The organism is Bacteroides sp. MSB163, from assembly GCF_036416795.1.
Classification (GTDB): Bacteria; Bacteroidota; Bacteroidia; order Bacteroidales; family Bacteroidaceae; genus Bacteroides; species Bacteroides maternus.
This window is the reverse complement of the sequence record NZ_CP143867.1, coordinates 3,193,343-3,215,558: the sequence shown is the minus strand read 5'-3', so window position 1 is coordinate 3,215,558 and position 22,216 is coordinate 3,193,343. Positions and strand designations below refer to the sequence as shown.

General features: G+C 43.0%; 18 protein-coding genes. 8 read left to right on the top strand and 10 right to left on the bottom strand.

What is annotated here, in order from left to right:
* Positions 1-8 precede the first annotated feature (8 nt).
* From VYM24_RS11820 to VYM24_RS11810, 3 genes are read right to left on the bottom strand one after another with little or no spacing between them, the layout of a single operon-like run.
* Entirely contained in the window at positions 9-1,019 is a 1,011-nt protein-coding gene (locus VYM24_RS11820) for a FecR family protein (RefSeq protein WP_330940111.1), read from the bottom strand.
* Between the two features lie 31 nt (positions 1,020-1,050).
* Positions 1,051-1,611: an RNA polymerase sigma-70 factor gene (locus VYM24_RS11815; RefSeq protein WP_007212720.1), complete on the bottom strand. Its 561-nt coding sequence runs from the start codon at positions 1,609-1,611 to the stop codon at positions 1,051-1,053.
* Between the two features lie 40 nt (positions 1,612-1,651).
* Positions 1,652-3,886, bottom strand: a complete 2,235-nt coding sequence (locus tag VYM24_RS11810; protein ID WP_330942197.1) for a GH92 family glycosyl hydrolase — start codon at positions 3,884-3,886, stop codon at positions 1,652-1,654.
* A 136-nt stretch (positions 3,887-4,022) separates the two neighbouring features.
* Here VYM24_RS11810 and VYM24_RS11805 point away from each other — a divergent pair, with 136 nt between their 5' ends.
* From VYM24_RS11805 to VYM24_RS11785, 5 genes are all read left to right on the top strand, one after another.
* Positions 4,023-6,236, top strand: a complete 2,214-nt coding sequence (locus tag VYM24_RS11805) for an HAD-IA family hydrolase (RefSeq protein WP_330942239.1) — start codon at positions 4,023-4,025, stop codon at positions 6,234-6,236.
* Between the two features lie 358 nt (positions 6,237-6,594).
* Positions 6,595-6,912: a 50S ribosomal protein L21 gene (gene rplU / locus VYM24_RS11800; protein ID WP_007212716.1), complete on the top strand. Its 318-nt coding sequence runs from the start codon at positions 6,595-6,597 to the stop codon at positions 6,910-6,912.
* 23 nt (positions 6,913-6,935) lie between these two features.
* Positions 6,936-7,205, top strand: a complete 270-nt coding sequence (rpmA, locus tag VYM24_RS11795; protein ID WP_007212715.1) for a 50S ribosomal protein L27 — start codon at positions 6,936-6,938, stop codon at positions 7,203-7,205.
* Between the two features lie 145 nt (positions 7,206-7,350).
* Entirely contained in the window at positions 7,351-8,625 is a 1,275-nt protein-coding gene (gene serS / locus VYM24_RS11790; protein WP_291553290.1) for a serine--tRNA ligase, read from the top strand.
* A 233-nt stretch (positions 8,626-8,858) separates the two neighbouring features.
* A complete protein-coding gene (locus VYM24_RS11785) occupies positions 8,859-11,165 on the top strand; it encodes a bifunctional dihydroorotate dehydrogenase B NAD binding subunit/NADPH-dependent glutamate synthase (protein WP_291553292.1) in 2,307 nt (768 codons plus the stop codon).
* Positions 11,166-11,435: 270 nt separating this feature from the next.
* Here VYM24_RS11785 and panD read toward each other — a convergent pair whose 3' ends face one another.
* Together panD and panC are read right to left on the bottom strand one after the other, a co-directional pair.
* Positions 11,436-11,789, bottom strand: a complete 354-nt coding sequence (gene panD / locus VYM24_RS11780) for an aspartate 1-decarboxylase (RefSeq protein WP_007212709.1) — start codon at positions 11,787-11,789, stop codon at positions 11,436-11,438.
* Positions 11,790-11,816: 27 nt separating this feature from the next.
* Positions 11,817-12,662 (bottom strand): pantoate--beta-alanine ligase, encoded by an 846-nt coding sequence (gene panC, locus VYM24_RS11775; protein WP_291551618.1) that lies wholly within the window; start codon positions 12,660-12,662, stop codon positions 11,817-11,819.
* Between the two features lie 246 nt (positions 12,663-12,908).
* Between panC and VYM24_RS11770 the strand changes: the two genes are divergently transcribed.
* Both VYM24_RS11770 and bamH read left to right on the top strand, forming a co-directional pair.
* The gene (locus VYM24_RS11770; protein WP_007212707.1) at positions 12,909-13,733 is read left to right on the top strand and encodes a glycogen/starch synthase; all 825 of its coding nucleotides are present in this window, start codon (positions 12,909-12,911) and stop codon (positions 13,731-13,733) included.
* Positions 13,734-13,753: 20 nt separating this feature from the next.
* The gene (gene bamH, locus VYM24_RS11765; protein ID WP_330942196.1) at positions 13,754-15,283 is read left to right on the top strand and encodes a BamH family beta-barrel-assembly machinery protein; all 1,530 of its coding nucleotides are present in this window, start codon (positions 13,754-13,756) and stop codon (positions 15,281-15,283) included.
* A 94-nt stretch (positions 15,284-15,377) separates the two neighbouring features.
* On the opposite strand, the gene VYM24_RS11760 is transcribed toward bamH, so the two are convergent.
* The 3 genes from VYM24_RS11760 to VYM24_RS11750 are packed head-to-tail and all read right to left on the bottom strand — an operon-like array spanning position 15,378 to position 20,041.
* The gene (locus VYM24_RS11760; protein ID WP_291551625.1) at positions 15,378-16,796 is read right to left on the bottom strand and encodes a glycoside hydrolase family 57 protein; all 1,419 of its coding nucleotides are present in this window, start codon (positions 16,794-16,796) and stop codon (positions 15,378-15,380) included.
* An 18-nt stretch (positions 16,797-16,814) separates the two neighbouring features.
* On the bottom strand, positions 16,815-18,086 hold the full coding sequence (locus tag VYM24_RS11755) for a glycosyltransferase family 4 protein (RefSeq protein ID WP_291551629.1): 1,272 nt from the start codon (positions 18,084-18,086) through the stop codon (positions 16,815-16,817).
* Between the two features lie 14 nt (positions 18,087-18,100).
* Positions 18,101-20,041, bottom strand: a complete 1,941-nt coding sequence (locus VYM24_RS11750; RefSeq protein ID WP_291551632.1) for a glycogen debranching enzyme N-terminal domain-containing protein — start codon at positions 20,039-20,041, stop codon at positions 18,101-18,103.
* Between the two features lie 191 nt (positions 20,042-20,232).
* Here VYM24_RS11750 and VYM24_RS11745 point away from each other — a divergent pair, with 191 nt between their 5' ends.
* A complete protein-coding gene (locus VYM24_RS11745; protein WP_330942195.1) occupies positions 20,233-20,934 on the top strand; it encodes a rhomboid family intramembrane serine protease in 702 nt (233 codons plus the stop codon).
* Here VYM24_RS11745 and VYM24_RS11740 read toward each other — a convergent pair.
* Positions 20,929-21,555 (bottom strand): LysO family transporter, encoded by a 627-nt coding sequence (locus VYM24_RS11740; RefSeq protein WP_007212700.1) that lies wholly within the window; start codon positions 21,553-21,555, stop codon positions 20,929-20,931. The two genes, VYM24_RS11745 and VYM24_RS11740, sit on opposite strands and share 6 nt — an antisense overlap.
* Positions 21,552-21,833, bottom strand: a complete 282-nt coding sequence (locus VYM24_RS11735) for a LysO family transporter (protein WP_291551638.1) — start codon at positions 21,831-21,833, stop codon at positions 21,552-21,554. The genes VYM24_RS11740 and VYM24_RS11735 overlap by 4 nt, the downstream gene beginning before the upstream one ends.
* Positions 21,834-22,216: the final 383 nt, after the last annotated feature.

The window sequence follows — 22,216 nt, the reverse complement described above, 5'->3', positions numbered from 1 at the left end:
ATTTTTACCTATTTCTTTGAAGACAGAAATACACTATTTCCCACAATTTTATATTCAATGGGAAGCGCATTCGTACTCTTAATCAGATTCAGAGTCTCCTCTACACTATCTTTCTTCTTTAATGTACCGGAATATGTCTTTGTAGCATCCATATCAGGCGCCAGAATAATCTTCACCCCATAAGAATTCTCCAAAGTACGGGCAATCGTAAATATGTCAGCCTTTTCAAAGACAAACTGATTATTATGCCAGTTTTCAATGCCTGTATCCACCTGTTTCACTACCAGACGGCGAGTTACAGCATTCAATTCCGCTTTTTGTCCCGGAGCCAATACGATCATGCCTTCTTCGTGATTACCTTTCACTTCAATCTCTCCCTTTATCAGTGTAGCTACCGCAGAACGGTTAGTCTTGTCACTCTTTAAGTTGAAGACTGTTCCCAAAACTCTTACCTGCATGGCTTCACTGCGCACTATAAAAGGTTTCGCCGTATTTCTCTTTACTTCAAAATAGGCTTCCCCTTCTATATATACATTCCTTCCCTTTTCTGAGAATTCACGTGGATACTTTAAAGTAGTATGTTTGTTCAGCCAAACCTTAGTGCCATCAGGCAACATTAATTCTTTCACTTCATCACGGGCAGTGACGGCAACCAATTTGCTCTCTTCACTTTGTGACTGATAAATATGATAACTCAAACCGGATATAAAAAAGATACCTATGAACATAGCGGCATACCGCATCCAGGTATTCAATCTTCTCACCTTATTTCGTTTAGCTTCTTCTTGTGCCAGCCGTTTGAACAGCTGCTTTTCAGCTTTTTCTATCTTCTTTTCATCCACAAATTCTTCACTCTTTCCCAGATGATATATCTGCTCTATCCTGAACAATTCACGAGCGTTACCGTCCGATTCGTCCAGCCATGCATTTACCTTACAGAGCTCTTCTTCAGAGCATTCCCCCATAAGGAATTTGGCCATCAATTCTTCATCCAACTTATTCATTCCTTCCTTCATCATACTATTAAAACAACCGTTTCGCTAAAAACACTTATACCTTACCTAATAAAAACAGGACTAACATAAAGTTCAGGTAACCCAACCTCTCACGCAGAAACTTCAAGGCTTTATACATATGAGCCTCCACGGTCCGCAATGATATCCCCATAGTATCTGCTATTTCCTTATTCTTCATATCATGCAGATAGCTGAGTCTAAAGACCGTCTTACACTTATCCGGCAATTCATTTATAGCCTCGGAGAGTTCCTTTCTGAGTTCACGGTCTTCTATCCTCTTCACGACATCATTACTGTCCGGCTGATAAAACTCTATTCTTTTCTGGTTGATCTCCGTCACTACAGCTTCATAAGTATTCTTGATATCCCGGTGCTTCAGTACATTCAAAGCACGGGTATACACCGCCCGATACAGAAATGCCTGTATCTGCTCTCCTACCGTTATCGTATCTTTCCGCCGCCACAATTCTACAAATACATCTTGTACTACGTCCTCCGCTTCTTCATCACCCACGATGCGCGTGGCATAGAAAAGCAGATTGGCGTAGTACTTACGGAAAAGGAGTTTATAAGTCAGGTCAAAGTTATCACTCATAATCCCACAATTATATTATCTGGCACCATCCATCACTCTATCACTCTATCTCATACCACACTTTATCTGGTTTATTCCCCATCTCAAATTCAAAGATAGAACCATTCATTATTTGCTCATGCGTGATATAACTTTTATCATAAGGCTTTCCGTCGAGTTTTACCGACTGGATATAAATATTCTCTTTGCTGACAGCCGGTGCCAATATCGTAAATGTTTTACCGTTAGCCAGATGCATCTTCATCTCAGGATACATGGGAGTACCTATCTCATATTTGCCGCTAATCGGGTCTACCGGATAGAAGCCCATTGCACTGAACACATACCAGGCAGACATCTGACCACAGTCTTCATTCCCGCACAAACCGACAGGTGTATTCCTATATAATTCATGCATCACCTCAGCTGCATACTTCTGAGTCTTCCAAGGTTGCCCTATGGCATTAAACAAATAAATGACATGGTGACTCGGTTCATTACCATGTGCATACTGCCCGATCATTCCAGTACTGAAAATAGGCAGATCTTCATCCGCAGAAGGATTGTAAGTGAACATACTATCCAGTTTCTGGGTAAAACGTTCCTTGCCTCCAACCAGACTGATCAGCCCATCAACGTCTTGTTGTACAGACCAGAAATATTGCCAGCCGTTACTTTCGCAAATATGCGGAGTATAATCATCCGGACTGAAGTTCTCAATGAAGGTTCCTTTGTTATTCCGCGGTTGCATGAAGGTTGTATGAGAATTATACACATTCTTATAATTCAGAGAACGCTTATAAAATTCATCTGCTATTTGCTTTTCGCCCAGTTTCTCCGCCATACGGGCAATGCAATAATCATCGTAAGCGTATTCCAGGGTTTTAGAAAGTGACCAGTTCTCTGAATTATAGTGATCCGTTACATCATAAGGCACATAACCATATTTTTTATATAATCCTATTCCACGATATTCATCAATATTGGCTGTAGCTACACATGCGGCTAAAGCTTTCTTCGGATCAAAATCCCCAATCCCTTTCAAGTAAGCATCCACTATGACGGGAACTGCATGATAACCTATCATCATATCCGTTTCACTTCCATAGAAATTCCATACCGGGAGACGTCCGTTCTGTTCAGAAAAGGCTAGAAAGGATTTTACCATATCATTTACACGCTGTGGTTCGATATAGGTATAAAGGGGATGAGCGGCACGGTAGGTATCCCATAATGAGAAAGTACTGTAGTTGGTCCATCCGTCTGCCTGATGCACTTGCTTATCAGGGCCATAATAGGCACCATCCACATCGCTATAGATAGTAGGGGCCAGCATGGAATGATAAAGGGCTGTATAGAACTTAACTTTCTCGTCAATGTCATTGCTCTTGATTTCTACTTTGGAAAGTTGCTCGTTCCAGTTCTTACGGGTTGCAGCCAGATACTTGTCAAAATCGTCCGCCGGAGCTTCAGCAGCAAGATTGCGTGCTGCGCCTTCCATACTTACCCCCGAAATAGCTGTGGTGACAAGAATCTGTTCCCCTGCACTTGTGTGGAAATCAAAACGGGCAATAGCAGAGCTACCTATACGCTTACCGTCTTTGATGACAGCAGCAGTATCTAACTGTACGGATGCAAACGGTTTAGAAAAACGGGTACGGAAATAAATGTGCTGGTCGCGTGCCCAACCGTCAGAAAAACGGTATCCTTGAATGGTTACCGAATCGAGTACTTCAATGCGGGTATCATTCGTAAAGTCCCAGTTCATAGCTTTCCGCAGATTGAGGAATATAGCTGCGTCCGCTTCAGGAAAAGTATAACACTGAATGCCACAACGCTCGGTTGCTGTCAGTTCCACGTTGATATCATAATCTTTCAGCCGCACCTGATAATATCCGGCACTGGCTGTTTCTTCATCATGGGAAAATAAAGAGTGAATGCCCAACGGCGCATCTGCTTCTTTATAAGGCAGAGTCACGGGCATAAAAGATATATCATATAAATCACCGGCTCCCGTACCCGAAAGATGAGTGTGGCTGAAACCTGCAATCGTGCTGTCCGGATAGAAATAACCGGAGATGCGATCCCAGCCAGGAAGACCATTATCGGGGCTTAACTGCACCATACCGAACGGTGCCTGCGCTCCAGGATAAGTATTTCCTGTAAAATCGGTACCAATAAAAGGATTGACGTACTTTGTTGCATAACACTCAGTTTCCGCATCCGGTTGTTGGGATACACACGCTGAAAAAGAGAAAAGAAGCAAAATCCAAAAAGATAATTCTGATAGTTTCATAATATTACATAGTTAACGTATGTATGGAACAACTCAGCGCAAAGAAACACTTAGCAGTTTTTAAAATAAATTCATAGTGCGAACAAATATAGTCAGAAAATTCCAATTAATTTATAACTTTGCCGCAAAAAGCGACATGGGCTATACGACTTATCTCTTTGACTTTGATTACACGCTCGCAGACTCTTCTCGCGGCATTGTTACTTGCTTTCGCAATGTGCTCAATAAACATGGCTATACAAATGTGACCGATGAAGACATTAAACGCACCATCGGGAAAACATTGGAAGAATCTTTTTCTATCCTGACGGGAGTGACGGATGAAGAGCAGCTGGCCGGTTTTAAAAGTGAATACAGGAAAGAAGCGGACACCCACATGACAATAAACACCGTGCTTTTTCTGGAAACCAAGTCTGTACTGCTGGCCCTGAAAGATGCGGGTGCATTCATAGGTATCATCTCCACCAAATACCGTTACCGAATTAAGGAAATGCTCGACCAACATTTCCCCGGCAGCTTCTTCAATATCATTGTCGGCGGAGAAGATGTACAAACGGCCAAACCTTCGCCCGAAGGTTTGCTACTTGCCATAAAACAATTACACGTCACCAAAGCCGAAACCCTCTATATTGGTGACAGTACAGTAGATGCTGCCACAGCCAAAGCTGCAGGTGTAGACTTTGCAGGTGTAACCCATGGAGTAACTACCACCGAAGAATTAGCCAAATACCCACACTGGAAGATTATGAGTTCACTGGAAGAACTACTGGAAAATGACGAGCAACCGACCCATGATAAACAATCTGCTGACAACGAAGACTCGACTGCCAATAAAGTGATACCTCAACATCCGGTTGTCAGTACGCCTGCGGTTCCGGCTGTTTCCGCTTCTCCCATTTCTCCCGCTCCCCGCAGAAGAAAGATGATCAACATTTGGCAAATACTGATTTTGACAATATTGCTATGGCTGTCTTTTGAAGAAGGGGAAGATAGCAATGTTTTCATGTATTGTTTCATACTGGTGCTCTGGTACATTCTCAGCAAACGCAGGGTGCTCCCCAACCGGGTTTTGGAATTTATCTCACCTTGGTGGTCTCCTTGCAAAGCACGACTTCGCGCTCTCCACATCAAGATGGTGCGTGGAAAGGAAATCCCTCCCATCAGCGAAGAAGATAATATCTGCCTGAATTGTGATACTGTCTATATGGGCAGTTATTGCAACCGTTGCGGTCAAAGCCGGAACACTCCCCGCTACCGCTTCAGTAATGCATTCAGAAATATATTGGGAGGATTCACCAATATTGACAATGGCTTTGGTCGAACACTTCTGGATTTACTCTACCGCCCGGGATACATGATCAGAGACTTCATTGCCGGCAAACGAATCTTATACTTCCGCCCCTTCCAGACACTATTTGTACTTGCCGCCCTTTACATCATGGCCGTGCAACTAGTAGATCCTGAAGCCTTGAAAGAGAAAAAGGGAAAGACTCCGGAAGTTCAAAGGCAAGAAATAGTCGCTGCACGTGAACAATTGCAAAAACGTATAGAAACAGCAACAGACCCGACTACCCAAAATATCCTGAATAAAACGATAGAAGGTCTGGATAAAAAACTGGAAAATCTGGAAACAGAAGATTCTACGGACATCCGGAAGAAGAATCTGATAGCTGCACGTGAGCTATTGCAGAAACAGATGAAAGAGACCAAGAAACCAGACCAAAAGGAGGTTTTGGCCCAAACAATAAAAGAACTGAATCAGGATCTGGAAAAACTGAAAACCCCAAATACCTTTAAAAAGGATAACATCACCCTCCAAATAAATGGTGATGAAGATGACGAACTCATAGATGAACTTCTGGAAGGTGGGTCATCAATATTTAATAAGCTTGAAAAAGCCATTCACAATACACCTTTTCTGGAAAAAGTATGGAATTTACTAAAAAGTTGGGGACATGGTAACAAGGCATTCCGTATTATCGCCACATTACCCCTCTTTGCTCTGGCAACGCTTATGGCTTTCCGTCGTAAAAAGAACAAACTGCGCTATAATCTGACAGAGCATGTATTTATACAGGCTTACATTGCTTGTCAGATACTCTTGCTCAGTATCATAGTGCTTCCTTTCAACGGCAGTGCACAGGTAGACGATTTATACGAATTACCCATATTATTCATCTTTGCCCTTTTCTGCCTGGATTATAAGCAACTGTATGGATATACTTGGTGGAGAAGTTTCTGGACTACAATACTGATGTTCTTCTATAGTTTGATACTGCTTATTATCTTTGCCATTATTGTAGTGGCACTGATAGTTGCGGCGGTCTATATACTAAAGCCGCTTTTGTAATTTTTCAGGTATGGTTCGCATCAAAACAGGATCCGAACCATACCTGCTCCGTAGCAAACAGATCTCAAGTACGTTTTATATACATTCCGATTTATACAAGAGAATATTTTACCACTGATTACCAAAAGGTTACAAGCAAACTCTTAACTTCTTGTAAGCGGGAAACTACTCCCGTTCCGCTTTCCTTACATAGAATGGAGGTAAACCATTTTTTCCGCAAAAAGAAGATAAAACACTTGCCTGTTCCGAAGAAAAGAAGTATTTTTGCGCCCGATTATTCCGCACCGGGTTCGACAAAGTGCTTTCTAAGTGATTAGAGACCACCCGACGGAGCTAACTTATAGATCATACATAAGAAATGTACGCAATTGTAGAAATCAACGGTCAGCAATTTAAAGCAGAAGCTGGCAAAAAGCTGTTTGTACACCACATCCAGAATGCAGAAAACGGTACGACAGTAGAATTTGACAAGGTTCTTTTGGTAGACAAAGACGGTGCAATCACTGTAGGCGCTCCTACTGTAGAAGGTGCAAAAGTTGTTTGTCAGATTGTATCCAGCCTGGTAAAAGGTGACAAAGTTCTCATTTTCCACAAGAAAAGAAGAAAAGGTCATCGCAAGTTGAACGGTCACCGTCAACAATTCACAGAGTTAACAATTACAGAAGTAGTAGCTTAATCAATTTAAAACAGTAAGAAGAAATGGCACATAAAAAAGGTGTCGGTAGTTCTAAGAACGGCCGCGAATCACAGAGCAAGAGATTAGGCGTTAAGATATTTGGTGGCGAAGCTTGCAAAGCAGGCAACATCATCATTCGTCAAAGAGGTACTGAATTCCACCCGGGTAATAACATCGGTATGGGTAAAGACCACACTCTTTTCGCTTTAGTAGACGGAACTGTACAGTTCAAAGTAACCAAGGAAGACAGACGTTATGTATCTGTAATCCCTGCCGAAAGCACAGAAGCGTAAGTTTCAGAATAAAAAATAAAGATGAGGGATGCAATCTGATGGATTGCATCCCTTTCTTTTTATAGTTTCTTTTTTGTATTACTTCTGATTTACACTATCTTTGTGCTCTCAAATCAAGATTTTAATCAAAACAAAGTATCAAGATATGCTTACCATCAAACAAATTACAGAAAACACCGACGCGGTGATCCGCGGACTGGAAAAGAAGCATTTCAAAAATGCGAAAGAAACAATAAACCAGGTAATTGCCTTTAACGACAAAAGACGTAGCACACAGTCTGTATTAGATAATAACCTCTCTGAAGTAAACTCGATTTCCAAATCCATCGGACAATTGATGAAAGAAGGAAAGAAAGAGGAAGCAGAAACTGCCAAAAGCCGTGTAGCCGAACTTAAAGAAGCCAACAAGACTTTGCAGGCGGAAATGGATCAGGCTGCCGAAGATATGCAGAATCTACTCTATACCATTCCTAATGTACCTTATGATGAAGTACCCGAAGGTGTAGGTGCTGAAGATAATGTAGTAGAGAAAATGGGCGGTATGGAAACCGAACTTCCCAAAGACGCACTGCCTCACTGGGAACTGACAAAGAAATATGATTTGATAGATTTCGATTTGGGCGTGAAGATAACAGGAGCCGGTTTCCCGGTTTATAAAGGAAAAGGCGCGCAGTTGCAACGCGCGTTGATCAACTTCTTCCTGGACGAAGCCCGCAAAGCCGGTTATCTGGAAATCATGCCTCCGACAGTGGTTAATGCCGCTTCCGGTTACGGAACAGGCCAGTTGCCCGACAAGGAAGGTCAGATGTACCATTGCGAAGTAGACGATTTATATCTTATTCCGACAGCTGAAGTTCCTGTAACAAACATCTATCGTGACATGATTCTGGAAGAGAAGCAACTTCCTATCAAGAACTGTGCTTACACGCAGTGTTTCCGTCGCGAAGCAGGTTCTTACGGTAAAGATGTACGCGGCTTGAACCGCTTGCACGAATTCTCTAAAGTAGAATTGGTACGCATTGACAAACCGGAACATTCCAGACAATCTCATAAAGAGATGTTGGATCATGTGGAAGGATTATTGCAAAAACTGGAATTACCATATCGTATCCTTCGCCTATGCGGTGGAGATATGAGCTTTACAGCCGCCCTTTGCTTCGACTTTGAAGTTTACTCCGAAGCACAGAAGCGTTGGCTGGAAGTAAGTTCGGTTTCTAACTTCGATACTTATCAGGCCAACCGCCTGAAATGCCGTTACCGCAGTGGAGAAAAGAAGACAGAACTTTGCCACACATTAAACGGATCTGCATTGGCATTACCACGCATTGTTGCCGCTTTGCTGGAAAACAATCAGACACCGGAAGGTATTCGCATCCCGAAGGCATTGGTGCCGTATACGGGATTTGAGATGATTGACTAAAAATAGCTGCGCTATACGAGCGGGTGAATAATAATTCGCTCCTACATAGGTAACCACAGACATTTATATGATTACGTCTATACAACCTGGTAGGGGCGAATTATCGTTTGCCCACATCAGTTATACAGCTTTTTAGAAGAAACTTTCTTTGTTTTTACCAAATAACCCGTATCTTTGCAAACCGTAACAATCTGAAAGTGATTACGTAATTATACCAACAAAATTTATAGATAATGAACAAAATCATTAGCAAAGAACATTTTTCTGAAAAGGTTTTTAAATTAGAGATCGAGGCACCTTTAATTGCCCGCTCACGTAAGGCAGGACACTTCGTCATTGTACGTGTAGGCGAAAAAGGCGAACGTATGCCATTGACTATTGCGGCGGCTGACACCGTACGCGGTACTATCACTTTGGTAGTACAGGAAGTAGGTCTCTCCTCTACCCGCCTTTGCGAACTGAATGAGGGCGATTACATCACCGATGTGGTAGGTCCGCTGGGACAAGCTACTCATATTGAAAACTTCGGAACAGTGGTTTGTGCAGGTGGTGGTGTAGGCGTGGCTCCCATGCTCCCTATCGTACAGGCTTTGAAAGCTGCCGGTAATCGCGTTATTGCCGTACTTGCCGGACGTAGCAAAGAGCTGATTATCCTTGAAAAAGAAATGCGCGAAAGCGCAGACGAGGTCATCATTATGACCGATGACGGTTCTTACGGACGCAAAGGATTGGTAACCGAAGGCGTGGAAGAAGTCATTAAACGGGAGAAAGTGAACAAATGTTTTGCTATCGGCCCCGCTATCATGATGAAATTTGTTTGTTTGCTGACTAAGAAATATGAAATACCGACTGATGTTTCGCTGAATACGATCATGGTGGATGGTACAGGTATGTGCGGTGCTTGTCGTATTACCATCGGTGGAAAAACCAAATTCGTTTGTGTGGACGGACCGGAATTTGATGGCCATCAGGTAGACTTCGACGAGATGTTGAAGCGTATGGGTGCTTTCAAGAGCATCGAACGCGAGGAGATGCACAAGCTTGAAGAAGACGAATCCTGCAAAGCTGTACCGGAACCGACACAAGAAGCAGACGAGAAAAGTCGTAATGCTGCCTGGCGTCTGGAACTTCGCAAAGCAATGAAGCCGAAAGAACGTACCGCAATTCCACGTGTTGAAATGAACGAACTCGATCCGGAATACCGTTCGCACAGTCGCAAAGAAGAAGTAAACCAGGGACTTACAGAGGAACAAGCTCTGACGGAAGCTAAGCGTTGCCTCGATTGTGCAAATCCAGGCTGTATGGAAGGCTGTCCCGTAGGTATTGATATTCCTCGTTTCATCAAAAACATTGAACGTGGAGAAATACTCGAAGCTGCCAAGACACTGAAAGAAACCAGCGCTCTGCCTGCTGTTTGCGGTCGTGTTTGCCCACAGGAAAAACAGTGCGAAGCTAAATGTATACACCTGAAAATGAAAGAGAAGCCGGTAGCTATCGGCTATCTGGAACGCTTTGCCGCTGACTATGAACGTGAAAGCGGACAAATTTCAGTACCGGAAATCAAGGAAAAGAATGGTATCAAGATTGCCGTTATCGGTTCCGGACCTGCCGGACTTTCTTTTGCCGGAGATATGGCTAAATATGGTTACGACGTTACTGTCTTCGAAGCCCTTCACGAGATAGGCGGTGTATTGAAGTATGGTATCCCCGAATTCCGTCTGCCGAACAAAGTGGTGGATGTAGAGATTGACAATCTTGCCAAGATGGGAGTTAACTTCATTAAGGACTGCATCATAGGTAAGACTATCAGTGTGGAACAGTTGGAAGAAGAAGGTTTCAAAGGTGTATTCGTAGCATCCGGTGCCGGATTGCCTAACTTCATGAACATTCCGGGAGAGAACTCCATCAATATCCTGTCATCCAATGAATACCTGACACGCGTCAACCTGATGGATGCAGCAAGCGAAGACTCTGATACTCCGGTGCCTTTCGGTAAAAATGTAGCCGTTATCGGTGGTGGAAACACAGCTATGGACTCAGTGCGCACTGCACGCCGCTTGGGTGCTGAACGTGCCATGATTATCTATCGTCGTTCCGAAGAAGAAATGCCTGCACGTATCGAAGAGGTAAAACATGCGAAAGAAGAAGGTGTTGAGTTCCTCACACTGCATAATCCTATCGAATACATCGCCGACGAGCAAGGAAAGGTAAAACAAGTCATCTTACAGAAGATGGAGCTTGGCGAACCGGATGCATCCGGTCGCCGCAGTCCTGTAGCTATCCCGGGTGCAACGGAAACCATTGATATAGATCTGGCTATCGTCAGCGTAGGGGTTTCTCCCAATCCGATTGTGCCTTCTTCTATTCCGGGACTGGAAATGGGACGTAAAGGCACGATTGCCGTAAACGAGAACATGCAGTCATCTATTCCGACCATTTATGCCGGAGGTGATATTGTTCGTGGTGGCGCTACCGTTATTCTTGCTATGGGTGATGGGCGCAAGGCTGCTGCCTCAATGCACGAGCAGTTGAGCAAATAAGTAGAAAAGCCATTGCTTGTCAAGAGCAAGTTTACATAACATTAACAAAGCGGAAAGATTTCGGTCTTTCCGCTTTTCTTTTTCAGGAACAGATGATCTGTTTACTCCGATTACACCATTCATTCGTCCTAAACAGATGGTATGTTTCGAGCGATTACATAGTATGGGTATGTTATGGACCAAAAACATAGTATCTTCCGATAAACCCTACATACAGGCACAAAAAAGAGGGGCAACTTGCATCACCCCTCTTACTATCTTCGTTCCCGCTTATTTCACCACTTTGTTCGTTGCCGGATCAGGGAAAATCACCGACGGCTTAAACGACTTGGCTTCTTCAAAGTCCATCAAGGCATACGACATAATAATGATGATATCATCCGGCTGCACTTTGCGGGCTGCCGCACCATTCAGGCATATTTTGCCCGAACCACGTTCACCTTTAATAATATAGGTTTCAAAACGTTCGCCATTATTGTTGTCGGCTATATACACTTTTTCACCGGCAATCATATTGGCCGCATCCAGTAAGTCCTCGTCAATCGTAATGCTTCCCATATAATTGAGGTTAGCTTCCGTGACGCGAGCGCAATGGATTTTCGACTTCAGCACTTCAATCATCATAAGGTCTGATCTCTCTTTTTAGTTTTATTACTCTTTATACTTAATGTTGTCAATCAGGCGGACCTCACCACAGAACACTGTAATGCAACCTACAGCATACGCCGTATCTTCCCAATTGGCAATTTTCTGCAACGTGTTGCCATCCACCAGTTCAAAGTATTCCAGACGCAAACCGGGAGCGGCCGCTATGGCATCTTCTACAAACTTCTGAGTCTCAGCAACTGTATGAGAAGCCGCAAAGGTACGACTTTCAAATAATGTTTGCGATATTTTTAAAGCATTTTTGCGTTCTTCGACAGATAAACGTGCGTTGCGGCTACTCAGAGCCAAGCCATCCTCTTCACGTATAATAGGGCATCCCACTATTTCCAACGAATAATTCATCTGACGCACCATCTCGCGAATGATAGCCAACTGTTGAAAATCTTTCTCTCCGAAATAAGCGCGATCCGGCTTCACTGCATCAAACAGTTTACTCACAATCTGGCAAACACCATTGAAGTGTCCCGGACGAAACGCGCCTTCCATCACTGTGTCCAACGGCGCATAGCTGAATTGGCGCGTATCAGGTTCAGGATACATCTCCGCAACCGAAGGGGCGAACACAAACGCAGCGCCACAAGCTTCCAACAAAGCACAATCGGCATCCAGCGTACGGGGATATTTCTCTAAATCATTCTTGTCGTTAAACTGTGTCGGGTTTACAAAAACACTCACTACCGCAGCATCATTCTCTGCAACACAACATTTCACCAATGACGCATGACCAGCATGTAAGGCACCCATTGTAGGTACCAATCCTACCTTTTTACCTTGGGCCCGTAAAGCCGAGAGTCCGGCCTGCAAGTCCTTGATAGTATGTACTATTTCCATTTTTATAGGTTATATAATAACTTAGTTGTTCGCAAAAACGGTGCAAAATAAACTATTATTTAGCATATAAAGAAGAAATATCGCAAATTAATGCAAAAGTTCTACTTGGACAACAACCTGCTTTAAAGCAATGTAGCACTGAAAAACAAGCAGTTAACAATTCATAAGGAATTATAGAGTCGCCTTATTTGCTCAAGTGCCCGATTTTTTTTATATCTTTGCAGAATAATTGAGAACATTGTTATTATGACAAAGGCGAACAAGGTTTTATTTATTACCCAAGAGATTACTCCTTACGTACCAGAATCCGAAATGTCCCTTGTAGGCAGAAACCTACCTCAAGCAATCCAGGAAAAAGGCAGAGAAATTAGAACATTCATGCCTAAATGGGGGAATATCAACGAGCGCAGAAACCAATTGCATGAAGTGATACGTCTCTCCGGTATGAATCTGATTATTGACGATACCGACCACCCCCTTATTATTAAAGTTGCTTCCATTCAGTCTGCCCGCATGCAGGTTTATTTCATCGACAACGATGATTATTTCCAGAACCGCCTGGAAACAGCGGATGAGAATGGTGTGGAATATGAAGATAATGACAGTCGTGCCATTTTTTATGCACGCGGTGTATTGGAAACAGTTAAGAAGTTACGCTGGTGCCCGGATATCATTCACTGCCATGGCTGGATGACTGCCTTAGCTCCTTTGTATATAAAGAAAGCATATAAGGACGAGCCCTCATTCCGTGACGCTAAAGTAGTATTCTCCGTTTTCGAAGATGACTTCAAAGAATCGTTTAATGCTGATTTTGTAAACAGATTGGTATTGAAAGGTGTTACAAAGAAGGATGTAGCTCACCTGAAGGCTCCTGTAGACTACGCTACGTTGTGCAAACTGGCCATTGATTATGCAGACGGTATTATCCAGCAAAGCGAAAAAGTCAACGAAGAAGTGATGGAATATGCTCGACAATCTGGAAAACCCATTTTAGAATATCAGACTCCCGAAACATTTGCCGATGCTTGCAATGAGTTCTACGACAAAGTATGGGAAACAGAACAAAAATAAACAAGATAACAAAGAAAACTATGAAAGTGAAGTTTTTAGGCGCTCTGCTATTGACAGCAACCCTTACTTTCTTTGGTTGCGACGATAATACCGGTACATTAGGAATAGGAATGTTACCCGGCTCTGACGGTATTACCGCACTGACCACAGAATTTCCCGTCACTACACGTTCCGTTGTCGCTGACTCTGTATTTGCCAAAACCAGTACAGGTTATGTAGGGCGTTTTACAGATCCTCTTTTCGGATACTACGAAGCGAGTTTCTTGACTGAGTTGAACTGTATAGATGGCTTTAAATTCCCTGAAAAATATGATTTTGATAAAAAAACAGGGATTCTGACAGGCGATTCAATATCAGGTGCACGTTTAGTTGTTTTCTATTCCAGCTGGTTCGGAGATTCGCTGAATGCCTGCCGTATGAGTGCATACGAATTACAAGCCGAACTGGACCGTAACCGCTATACCAATATCGAACCGGCAGAATATTACAGACCGAAGGGTGCGCTACCCATATTATTAGGTCGCAGAGCCTATACAGCCTACGATACAAGCGTAACTGACGAAGAAAGAAACGCAACGGATGAATATGGCAACAAGACCTACTATCCAAGTGTGGTTTTTACGCTGGACAAGGACACTTATGGAAACAACTGGTTTAATCTTAGTAAAGAACATTCTGAATACTTCAAGAACTCTAAAGAGTTTATTAAAAATGTATTCAAAGGTGTGTATATCAAAAGTGACTATGGGGACGGAACAGTTCTTTACGTAGACCGCGTAGACTTACAAATGAGATATCACTTCTTTGTAATAGACACTGCTACTAACGTTCCTTACAAACGGAAGCAATCAGGTTTTGAGGGTCAGGACTCTACCGCTTACACTTGGCGGACTGAGTTTGCTTCTACTAAAGAAGTAATCCAGGCCAATCAGTTCCTTAATTCGGATAAAATCAAAAAACTTGCTGCAGAAGGCGAACATACTTATATTAAATCTCCTGCCGGAATCTTCACAGAGGCTGAATTACCTTATGATAAAATCTACCAGGAATTATCCAATGACACACTGAATGCGGTGAAACTGACATTCACCAATTACAATAAGCAAGACAGCCCATATGAGTTCAGCATGAGTGCTCCAAGTAATGTTTTGCTATTACGCAAAGTAGACTTCAAGAGTTTCTTCGAAGAAAACAAATTGCCGGACAACATCACGTCTTACACCGTAAAGCATAATAATGTGGCAACCAATCAGTACACATTTAATAATATTGCCCGTTTAGTTACTACTTGCATTCAAGGAAAAGATGCCGCAATGAAAAAAGCCAAAGAAGAAGCAGGCGATAAATGGAATCAGGAAGAATGGGAAAAAGACTGGAGAACGGTATATCTGATACCTGTTTCAGTCACCTACGACACTACAAGTTCCAGTACTTCCAGTACAATGACAGGTATCCAAAACGATCTCCAACCCGGATATGCTAAATTGAAAGGCGGTCCACAAGGTGAAGCTCTGAAATTGGAAGTAACTTATACTAGATTCAATAAATAACTTCTCCCCCAAAATAAGTAAAGGTACAAAAAAGCCTTCCGCTCAAATAGAACGGAAGGCTTTTTTATTAATGTATTTTCCTAAGAAGGAAAACTTACTTGGCAGTCTCTTTCTTGGTTGTTGCTTTCTTCACAACAGGTTTCTTCTCAGCTGCTTTCTTTGCAGCAGGAGTTTTAGTCTTGGCAGTAGTAGTAACCTTAGCCTTTGCCTCAGCAGTCTTTTCTTTTTCCAGTTTAGCCTGCAACTTTTCCACCTCTTTGTGTAATTCATCTATCTCGTCACCCTGATTCTTGATAGTCGTCAGCAAGGCATTCAGTTCCTCATTATCTATATCCATCGGATAAAGAGATTCTACCCGCTTGATGAAATCACCTAAAACATTCATATAATTAGTAAAAGCATCATAAGGAGACTCATAGATTCCCCTGTTCAATCTAATACCACTATTCTTCGTTGTCATGAATCGGAAGTTATTACTTGCTTGCAAATAATCCCAATCCTGCTTGATGCGACGATCATCGGATAGATGAATGCGTTCGGCAATACTATACAATTTATTGAAAGCTTCACGCTGCATACTGTTGCCCAACCAGCAACTGGTATCTCTTTCCTCATCTACCCAGGACATTGGATACGGAACATCCAGTTGAGATACAGATTTTAATTTAGTGATAACCTCCGTCGGTGTAGAGAAAGTAATACCTTTATCCTTTGCACAAGCAGGCAATGCCTTCAGGAATTCCAGTATGTTGGAAGAAAGCGGCTGTGACATTCCCAATGCACTAAGTTCCATAAAGATGTTGATAACCTGTTCTTCTTGTGGCAGAGCATCAATCCAACCAATATACTTATCGGCAAACAGTGGATATTCATTCCATTCGGAATTAGAGAAGCGCAAACTGATATCATCTGAAAGCTTGAAATCACGCAACAACAGTTTCAGGTTCTGGTTATAACTGCAATGATACACATAGTGCGGACTCTTCCATCCTAAAATATGTTTTGCACCTTCAGTCAGCATACCCTTAAAGCCCATACTTGCCACCAATCCTCCTATTTCATCAGAGTAAATCAGGCTGGAGTTACGGAATACTTTCGGTGCTTTACCGAACATTTGTTTCATCTTAGCACTCTGGCGCTTCACTTCTTCCTTGAAACAATCTTCATTTGCCAAAGAAGAAAGGCCGTGAGAATAAGGTTCGGCCAAGAACTCGCAACAACCTGTATCATTCAACTGGTGTAGCAGGTCAATCACAGCCGGCGCGTGGATTTCCAATTGTTCCAAAGCAACACCGGAAATAGACAAAGCCACCTTGAATGCACCGCCGGAATTTTTCGCCATCTCAATGAGGGCGCTCAATGCCGGAATATAGGAACGTTCGGCAACTTCGTTGATACTGTATTCGTTGGCATAATCATCATAATAATAATGATTCGTACCTATATCAAAGAAACGATAGCGTTTCAGGTGAATGATTTGATGGATCTCAAAATAAAGACAGATCGTTCTCATATCTATATTGTTTTATTGTTATCTATTATATTGTTTAATAACCTCTTCGTAGATGCGGCGCACTTTCAGTCCCACATCTTCCCACTTAATAGCATCCACTTCTTTCTTACCTTCATCACGCAAATACTCGTAAAGGGCAGGATAAGTGCAAATAGCATAAATTGCATCTGCCATAGCGTGAATATCCCAGTAGTCAGTCTTGATACACTTATCTAATATCTCGGCACAGCCGGATTGCTTAGAAATAATAGTCGGTACACTACATTGCATAGCTTCCAAAGGAGAAATACCAAAGGGTTCGGAAACAGACGGCATAATGTACACATCACTTGCCTTCAACATTTCGTACACCTGACTTCCTTTCATGAAACCTGGAAAATGGAAACGGTCGGCAATACCTCGTTCGGCCACCAAACGGATCATCTGATTCATCATATCACCATTACCAGCCATTACAAAACGGATATTACGTGTACGGTGCAGCACCATAGCGGCAGCCTCAACAAAATATTCCGGACCTTTCTGCATGGTAATACGCCCTAAGAAAGTCACAACTTTTTCATTCGGCTTCTTCTGCGGTACAATATCCTGTATCTCTTGCGGAAGCGGAGAAACGGCATTGTGCACGGTAGATACCTTGCGGGGATCCTGAAAATATTTATTAATCACCGTCTGACGAGTCAGTTCACTCACACACATGATATGATCGGCATGATCCATGCCATTCTTTTCTATGGCATACACAGTAGGATTCACATTTCCACGACTACGGTCGAAGTCAGTGGCATGCACATGGATTACCAGCGGTTTACCGGATACCTGTTTGGCATGAATACCTGCCGGATAGGTCAGCCAGTCGTGTGAGTGGATGATCTCGAACTCCTGCTGGCGTGCCACCACACCGGCCACAATGGAATAGTTATTGATCTCTTCGTGCAAGTTGGCCGGATAGCGGCCGGAAAACTCGATACAACCGAGATCATTGGTATGCAAATAATTGAAATCGGCATAAATATGATCACGCAAATCATAATAGAGTTGGGGGTTCATGTAAGAACCTACACGTCCCTGAACATAATCCCAGTTTACATCACGCCACACTACCGGAGTGCTATTCATGCCAATGATGCGTAAGAAGCTCTGATCTTCATCGCCCCATGGCCTTGGAATACAGAAAGTAATTTCCATATCTTCCTGCTGGGACATCCCCTTCGTCAGACCGTAGCTGGCAGTTCCCAAGCCACCTAAGATATGCGGGGGGAACTCCCATCCAAACATTAAAACTTTCATTTTCGTTCCTCCTCTTATAAATTATACTTAGACAACAATTTCAGGATGCGCAGTATTTCGGCCACATTCATGGCAAAAGACACTGCACCGCGACCTCTGAACGGTGGATTACCATCGAAGAGTTCGGGGAGCGAACCGATACAATGACTCGTCATCTCATCTTCAAAACCAATCAGATAACGCTCCACGAATGATACACCGCTCATCTTGTAAATACGCAGGTACGCCTCCATATAGAAGCCCATAAGCCACGGCCAAGCTGTACCCTGGTGATAAGCATAATCTCTCTGAATCTGAGGACCGACATAGTTCGGATTATATCCTCCACTCTTCGGACTGAGAGTACGCAACCCTTTCGGAGTAAGCAACTCTTTCGTCACGATATCAAGCACCTGCTTTTTCTGCGCCCTATCCAGCGGGGAATAATCGAAGGCAACGGTAAATATCATATTGGGACGGACGCTCCAGTCCATCATAAATCCATCCACATAATCGAACAGATAACCACACTCATTACGGAATACCTCTACAAAAGACTTTCCGGTCACTTCCGCCTGCGCATCCAGTTCGTCCGCCAGATGCACATTGCCGCCCTCACGAACCAGATCGGCTATGAAACGAAGTGCGTTATACCACAAAGAGTTCACTTCCACAATGTATCCCGTACGCGGGGTTACAGGACGACCATTCACCGTAGAATTCATCCAGGTGATAGCCTTCTCCGTCCCGTTGGCATACAGTAAGCCATTTTCGTGCAGGAAAAGATTATCATGCTTACGGCTACGGATATAGTCCATGATATCTTCCAGCAAACGACCATATTTCTGGCGGCACTGTTCACGCGAGGTATCCTTAGCATACTGCTGTAAAGCCCATACAGCCCACAACAATACATCCGGATCTTCCATCTCATATATTTTATAACTCGATGGTTCTCCACTGATAAACTCCCGGATAGCTTTTTCGGCAGTCACCATAACATCTTCAAACTCATCTTGTTCATCCACTGCCAACGTCAAGCCGGGCAAAGAAACAAACAAGTCACGGGCACGACACTTAAACCAGGGATATCCCGCTAATACATAGTGGTTCTCCCCCTGCTTGTTGTGAAACTGGTGTGCCGAGTTTTGCAGACAGTGATAAAAACTGTCGCGCGGCGTGCGGTCAGCAACTTCCGCCTCAAAAGTCTGCTTCAGTTTACGCGGAGAAATTTCGGAGATACCGGCAGAGAAAACAATACTCTCCCCTTTCTTTATATCTACCTCGAAATAACCGGGAACATACAGGTCTTCATTGAAGTCATATCCTCGCTCCTGTTCTTTAGGATACTCGATGCCACGATACCAATCCGGCTGATAATGGAATTCATTCTTCTTGTTCAGTTGCATGAAGAGTTCGGGATAGCCGGGATACATACAGGTTTTCACACCATTTTCCACCAATTGGTAGTCACGGTTCGCCTGCGGATTTTCGTGCGTATATTCGCGTACACTGCGAAAGGCCAAAAAGGGGCGGAAACGAAGTGTGGTTGCCGAATGGGCATCTACCAAGGTATAGCGAATCAAAATCCTGTTCTCATGATGTACAAAAATCTTTTCTTTACGAAGAATTACGCCTCCTACACGGTAAGTCGTTGCCGGGATATGTTCGCAATCGAATTCACGGATATACTTATGCCCGTTAGGACTAAAGTGGTCTCCCTGATATTTATGCAACCCCAGATTAAACTCCGCACCGTGCTGAATTACCGTTTCATCTAAAGAAGATAGCAGCACATGATTTTCATCGTCGAGATTGGGGACGGGAATCACCAACAGTCCGTGATATTTGCGTGTGTTACAATCTACAATCGTTGTACAATGATAGGCTCCTGACTTATTTGTCCGAAGTATCTCCCTTGGTAAAGATTCTTCCAGATTGATCATCAGAGTCTTGTCAAATCGTAAATAACTCATAGTTGTGCATTATTTAAAGGTTAATTGTTCAGGTATCATGTTCCATACCTCGCATGCTATGCCTACGGGTATGGTACTGATGCCAAAAATACAAATTAAAGACAATACGCAAAATAAAAAGTTCATTTATTTTCGTTTTTTACTTAAATATTCGTAGCATTGTACCAAAATAACAGAAACCAGTACTAAACATGAAGCAAGATGTACGCCGGATAGCCCTGGCAGCGGTTATACCGTTATTCCTTATTTTTATTCTTTACTTGCTAAAGTTCCTTGAAGTCGGTATGGACTGGGATTTCAGGAGGTTAAGTGTGTATCCTATGGAACAAAGAGGGGTATTCGGCATCTTTGCGCACCCGTTAGTACACGGCAGTTTCAAGCACCTGTTGGCAAACACTTTGCCGTTATTCTTTCTATCGTGGTGTTTGTTCTACTTTTACCGGCACATTGCTTCCTATATATTCTTTGCCATCTGGATAGGCTGCGGCGCACTCACCTTTCTTATAGGTAAACCGGGATGGCACATCGGAGCCAGCGGCATCATCTACGGCCTGGCCTTCTTCCTTTTTTTCAGCGGTATCCTGCGAAAGCATGTACCATTGATTGCCATCTCCTTATTAGTTACCTTTCTTTATGGCGGGCTTATCTGGAATATGTTCCCATTCTTTGCCAAAGAAACCACCTCATGGGAAGGGCACCTCAGCGGAGCGATTGCCGGCACCATCTGTGCCATAGCATTCATGGAATACGGACCTCAACGACCGGACCCGTTTGCAGATGAGGAAGAAACACCCGATGAAGAGTCCGGTGAAGAGGAGAAGGAATATGAGGAAGAAGAAAATACAAAAGTAAAAGCAGACTGCAATAAACTGGAAGAAGATCCGGCATCATAGTTTGCAAAACATAGAAACAAAGAATGGTACACTCATATCAATGAGCAAGCCATGAAAAATAGCTATAGGCACCATCTCTTTCCCGGAATAGCGGGTAATTACCGGCAATATCACATCCATTGAATTGACACCGGCCGCTGATATAGGTGCCAATCTGCCGAAGTATCGCACCAATAGCGGTGCACCCAGCAGAGCCATCATTTCCCTGAATATATTGGCCAGCAGAGCAATTGTCCCCAACTCCGTAGCCAGTTGAAGTCCGATTGAAGCTTCCTTGAACTGCGTTATCAGCACAGAAGAAAGAGAATAATAAGCAAAACCACTCCCCACCGCCATACAGTCAAATATACTCCAACGGCTAAGCAGCAGACTGGCCAATGCAGAGAAAAGCAGAGTTCCACCAATAGTAGCCAACGGAATCAGCAAGAACTTCAGGCGGAGCTGAGAAATCATACTCTTCAGTTCTTTATTGGAACCGATACTGATACCGATCTGGAACATCAATGCATACAATATATAGATAGACATATTACCTGTCTTCAAATCCACCGGGAGATACCCCAAAGCTCCCAAAAGACATCCGCCCACAAAAAATCCCAATACAATCAAACTATCTTTCATACCTTTTCCTTTTTAGAAGTGAAAAACAATTTTAACACAAGCCATGAAGCCAAAATGCTTCCTACAGTAGCAGATAAAGCCAATAAGGCTGCCTGCCATCCAAAAGAGAACAGATTATCTACAATCAGTCTGTTGGACCCTATAGTGACGCCCAAAACAAACAGTAACAAAAATACTGTATAAGATATGGATACCTCCACTTTGCGCAAAAACGATATACGACGCAAACCATAACCGATTATTATGCCTAAGATCATCAGGCCAAGTATTTTAAACATATCAACTCTAGTTTAGATCATACGCGGAGCAACAACCTGCCGGACAGAGGGGTTTATTCCTTCGCTCCCACTGGCAAGTATGCAACAACAACCGCAATTACAAAATAATTAGTAACTGAAAAATAGAATACCGATATTATTATATCCAGCAAAAAAGAAAAATAATGTAGGATAACTTAGATGAAACCGCTAAACCAATGTACATGCACGACACTACAGCAACAGATTTGTTCGTTCTGCAGCAATCGTTTCAGAGGATTATATGTACATAAATGTTTCATCATTGTCTTGAATTTGGGGTGCAAAGGTATAGCTTTGCTGCATATTTTCCAAATATATATTCAATAAAATAAAGAAAAGGCTCAGTATAAGCCACATTTCAA

Coding starts and splice junctions, on each gene's coding strand:
- VYM24_RS11820 (WP_330940111.1), bottom strand. CDS start 1,019: ATGATGAAGGAAGGAATGAATAAGTTGGATGAAGAATTGATGGCCAAA.
- VYM24_RS11815 (WP_007212720.1), bottom strand. CDS start 1,611: ATGAGTGATAACTTTGACCTGACTTATAAACTCCTTTTCCGTAAGTAC.
- VYM24_RS11810 (WP_330942197.1), bottom strand. CDS start 3,886: ATGAAACTATCAGAATTATCTTTTTGGATTTTGCTTCTTTTCTCTTTT.
- VYM24_RS11805 (WP_330942239.1), top strand. CDS start 4,023: ATGGGCTATACGACTTATCTCTTTGACTTTGATTACACGCTCGCAGAC.
- rplU (WP_007212716.1), top strand. CDS start 6,595: ATGTACGCAATTGTAGAAATCAACGGTCAGCAATTTAAAGCAGAAGCT.
- rpmA (WP_007212715.1), top strand. CDS start 6,936: ATGGCACATAAAAAAGGTGTCGGTAGTTCTAAGAACGGCCGCGAATCA.
- serS (WP_291553290.1), top strand. CDS start 7,351: ATGCTTACCATCAAACAAATTACAGAAAACACCGACGCGGTGATCCGC.
- VYM24_RS11785 (WP_291553292.1), top strand. CDS start 8,859: ATGAACAAAATCATTAGCAAAGAACATTTTTCTGAAAAGGTTTTTAAA.
- panD (WP_007212709.1), bottom strand. CDS start 11,789: ATGATGATTGAAGTGCTGAAGTCGAAAATCCATTGCGCTCGCGTCACG.
- panC (WP_291551618.1), bottom strand. CDS start 12,662: ATGGAAATAGTACATACTATCAAGGACTTGCAGGCCGGACTCTCGGCT.
- VYM24_RS11770 (WP_007212707.1), top strand. CDS start 12,909: ATGACAAAGGCGAACAAGGTTTTATTTATTACCCAAGAGATTACTCCT.
- bamH (WP_330942196.1), top strand. CDS start 13,754: ATGAAAGTGAAGTTTTTAGGCGCTCTGCTATTGACAGCAACCCTTACT.
- VYM24_RS11760 (WP_291551625.1), bottom strand. CDS start 16,796: ATGAGAACGATCTGTCTTTATTTTGAGATCCATCAAATCATTCACCTG.
- VYM24_RS11755 (WP_291551629.1), bottom strand. CDS start 18,086: ATGAAAGTTTTAATGTTTGGATGGGAGTTCCCCCCGCATATCTTAGGT.
- VYM24_RS11750 (WP_291551632.1), bottom strand. CDS start 20,041: ATGAGTTATTTACGATTTGACAAGACTCTGATGATCAATCTGGAAGAA.
- VYM24_RS11745 (WP_330942195.1), top strand. CDS start 20,233: ATGAAGCAAGATGTACGCCGGATAGCCCTGGCAGCGGTTATACCGTTA.
- VYM24_RS11740 (WP_007212700.1), bottom strand. CDS start 21,555: ATGAAAGATAGTTTGATTGTATTGGGATTTTTTGTGGGCGGATGTCTT.
- VYM24_RS11735 (WP_291551638.1), bottom strand. CDS start 21,833: ATGTTTAAAATACTTGGCCTGATGATCTTAGGCATAATAATCGGTTAT.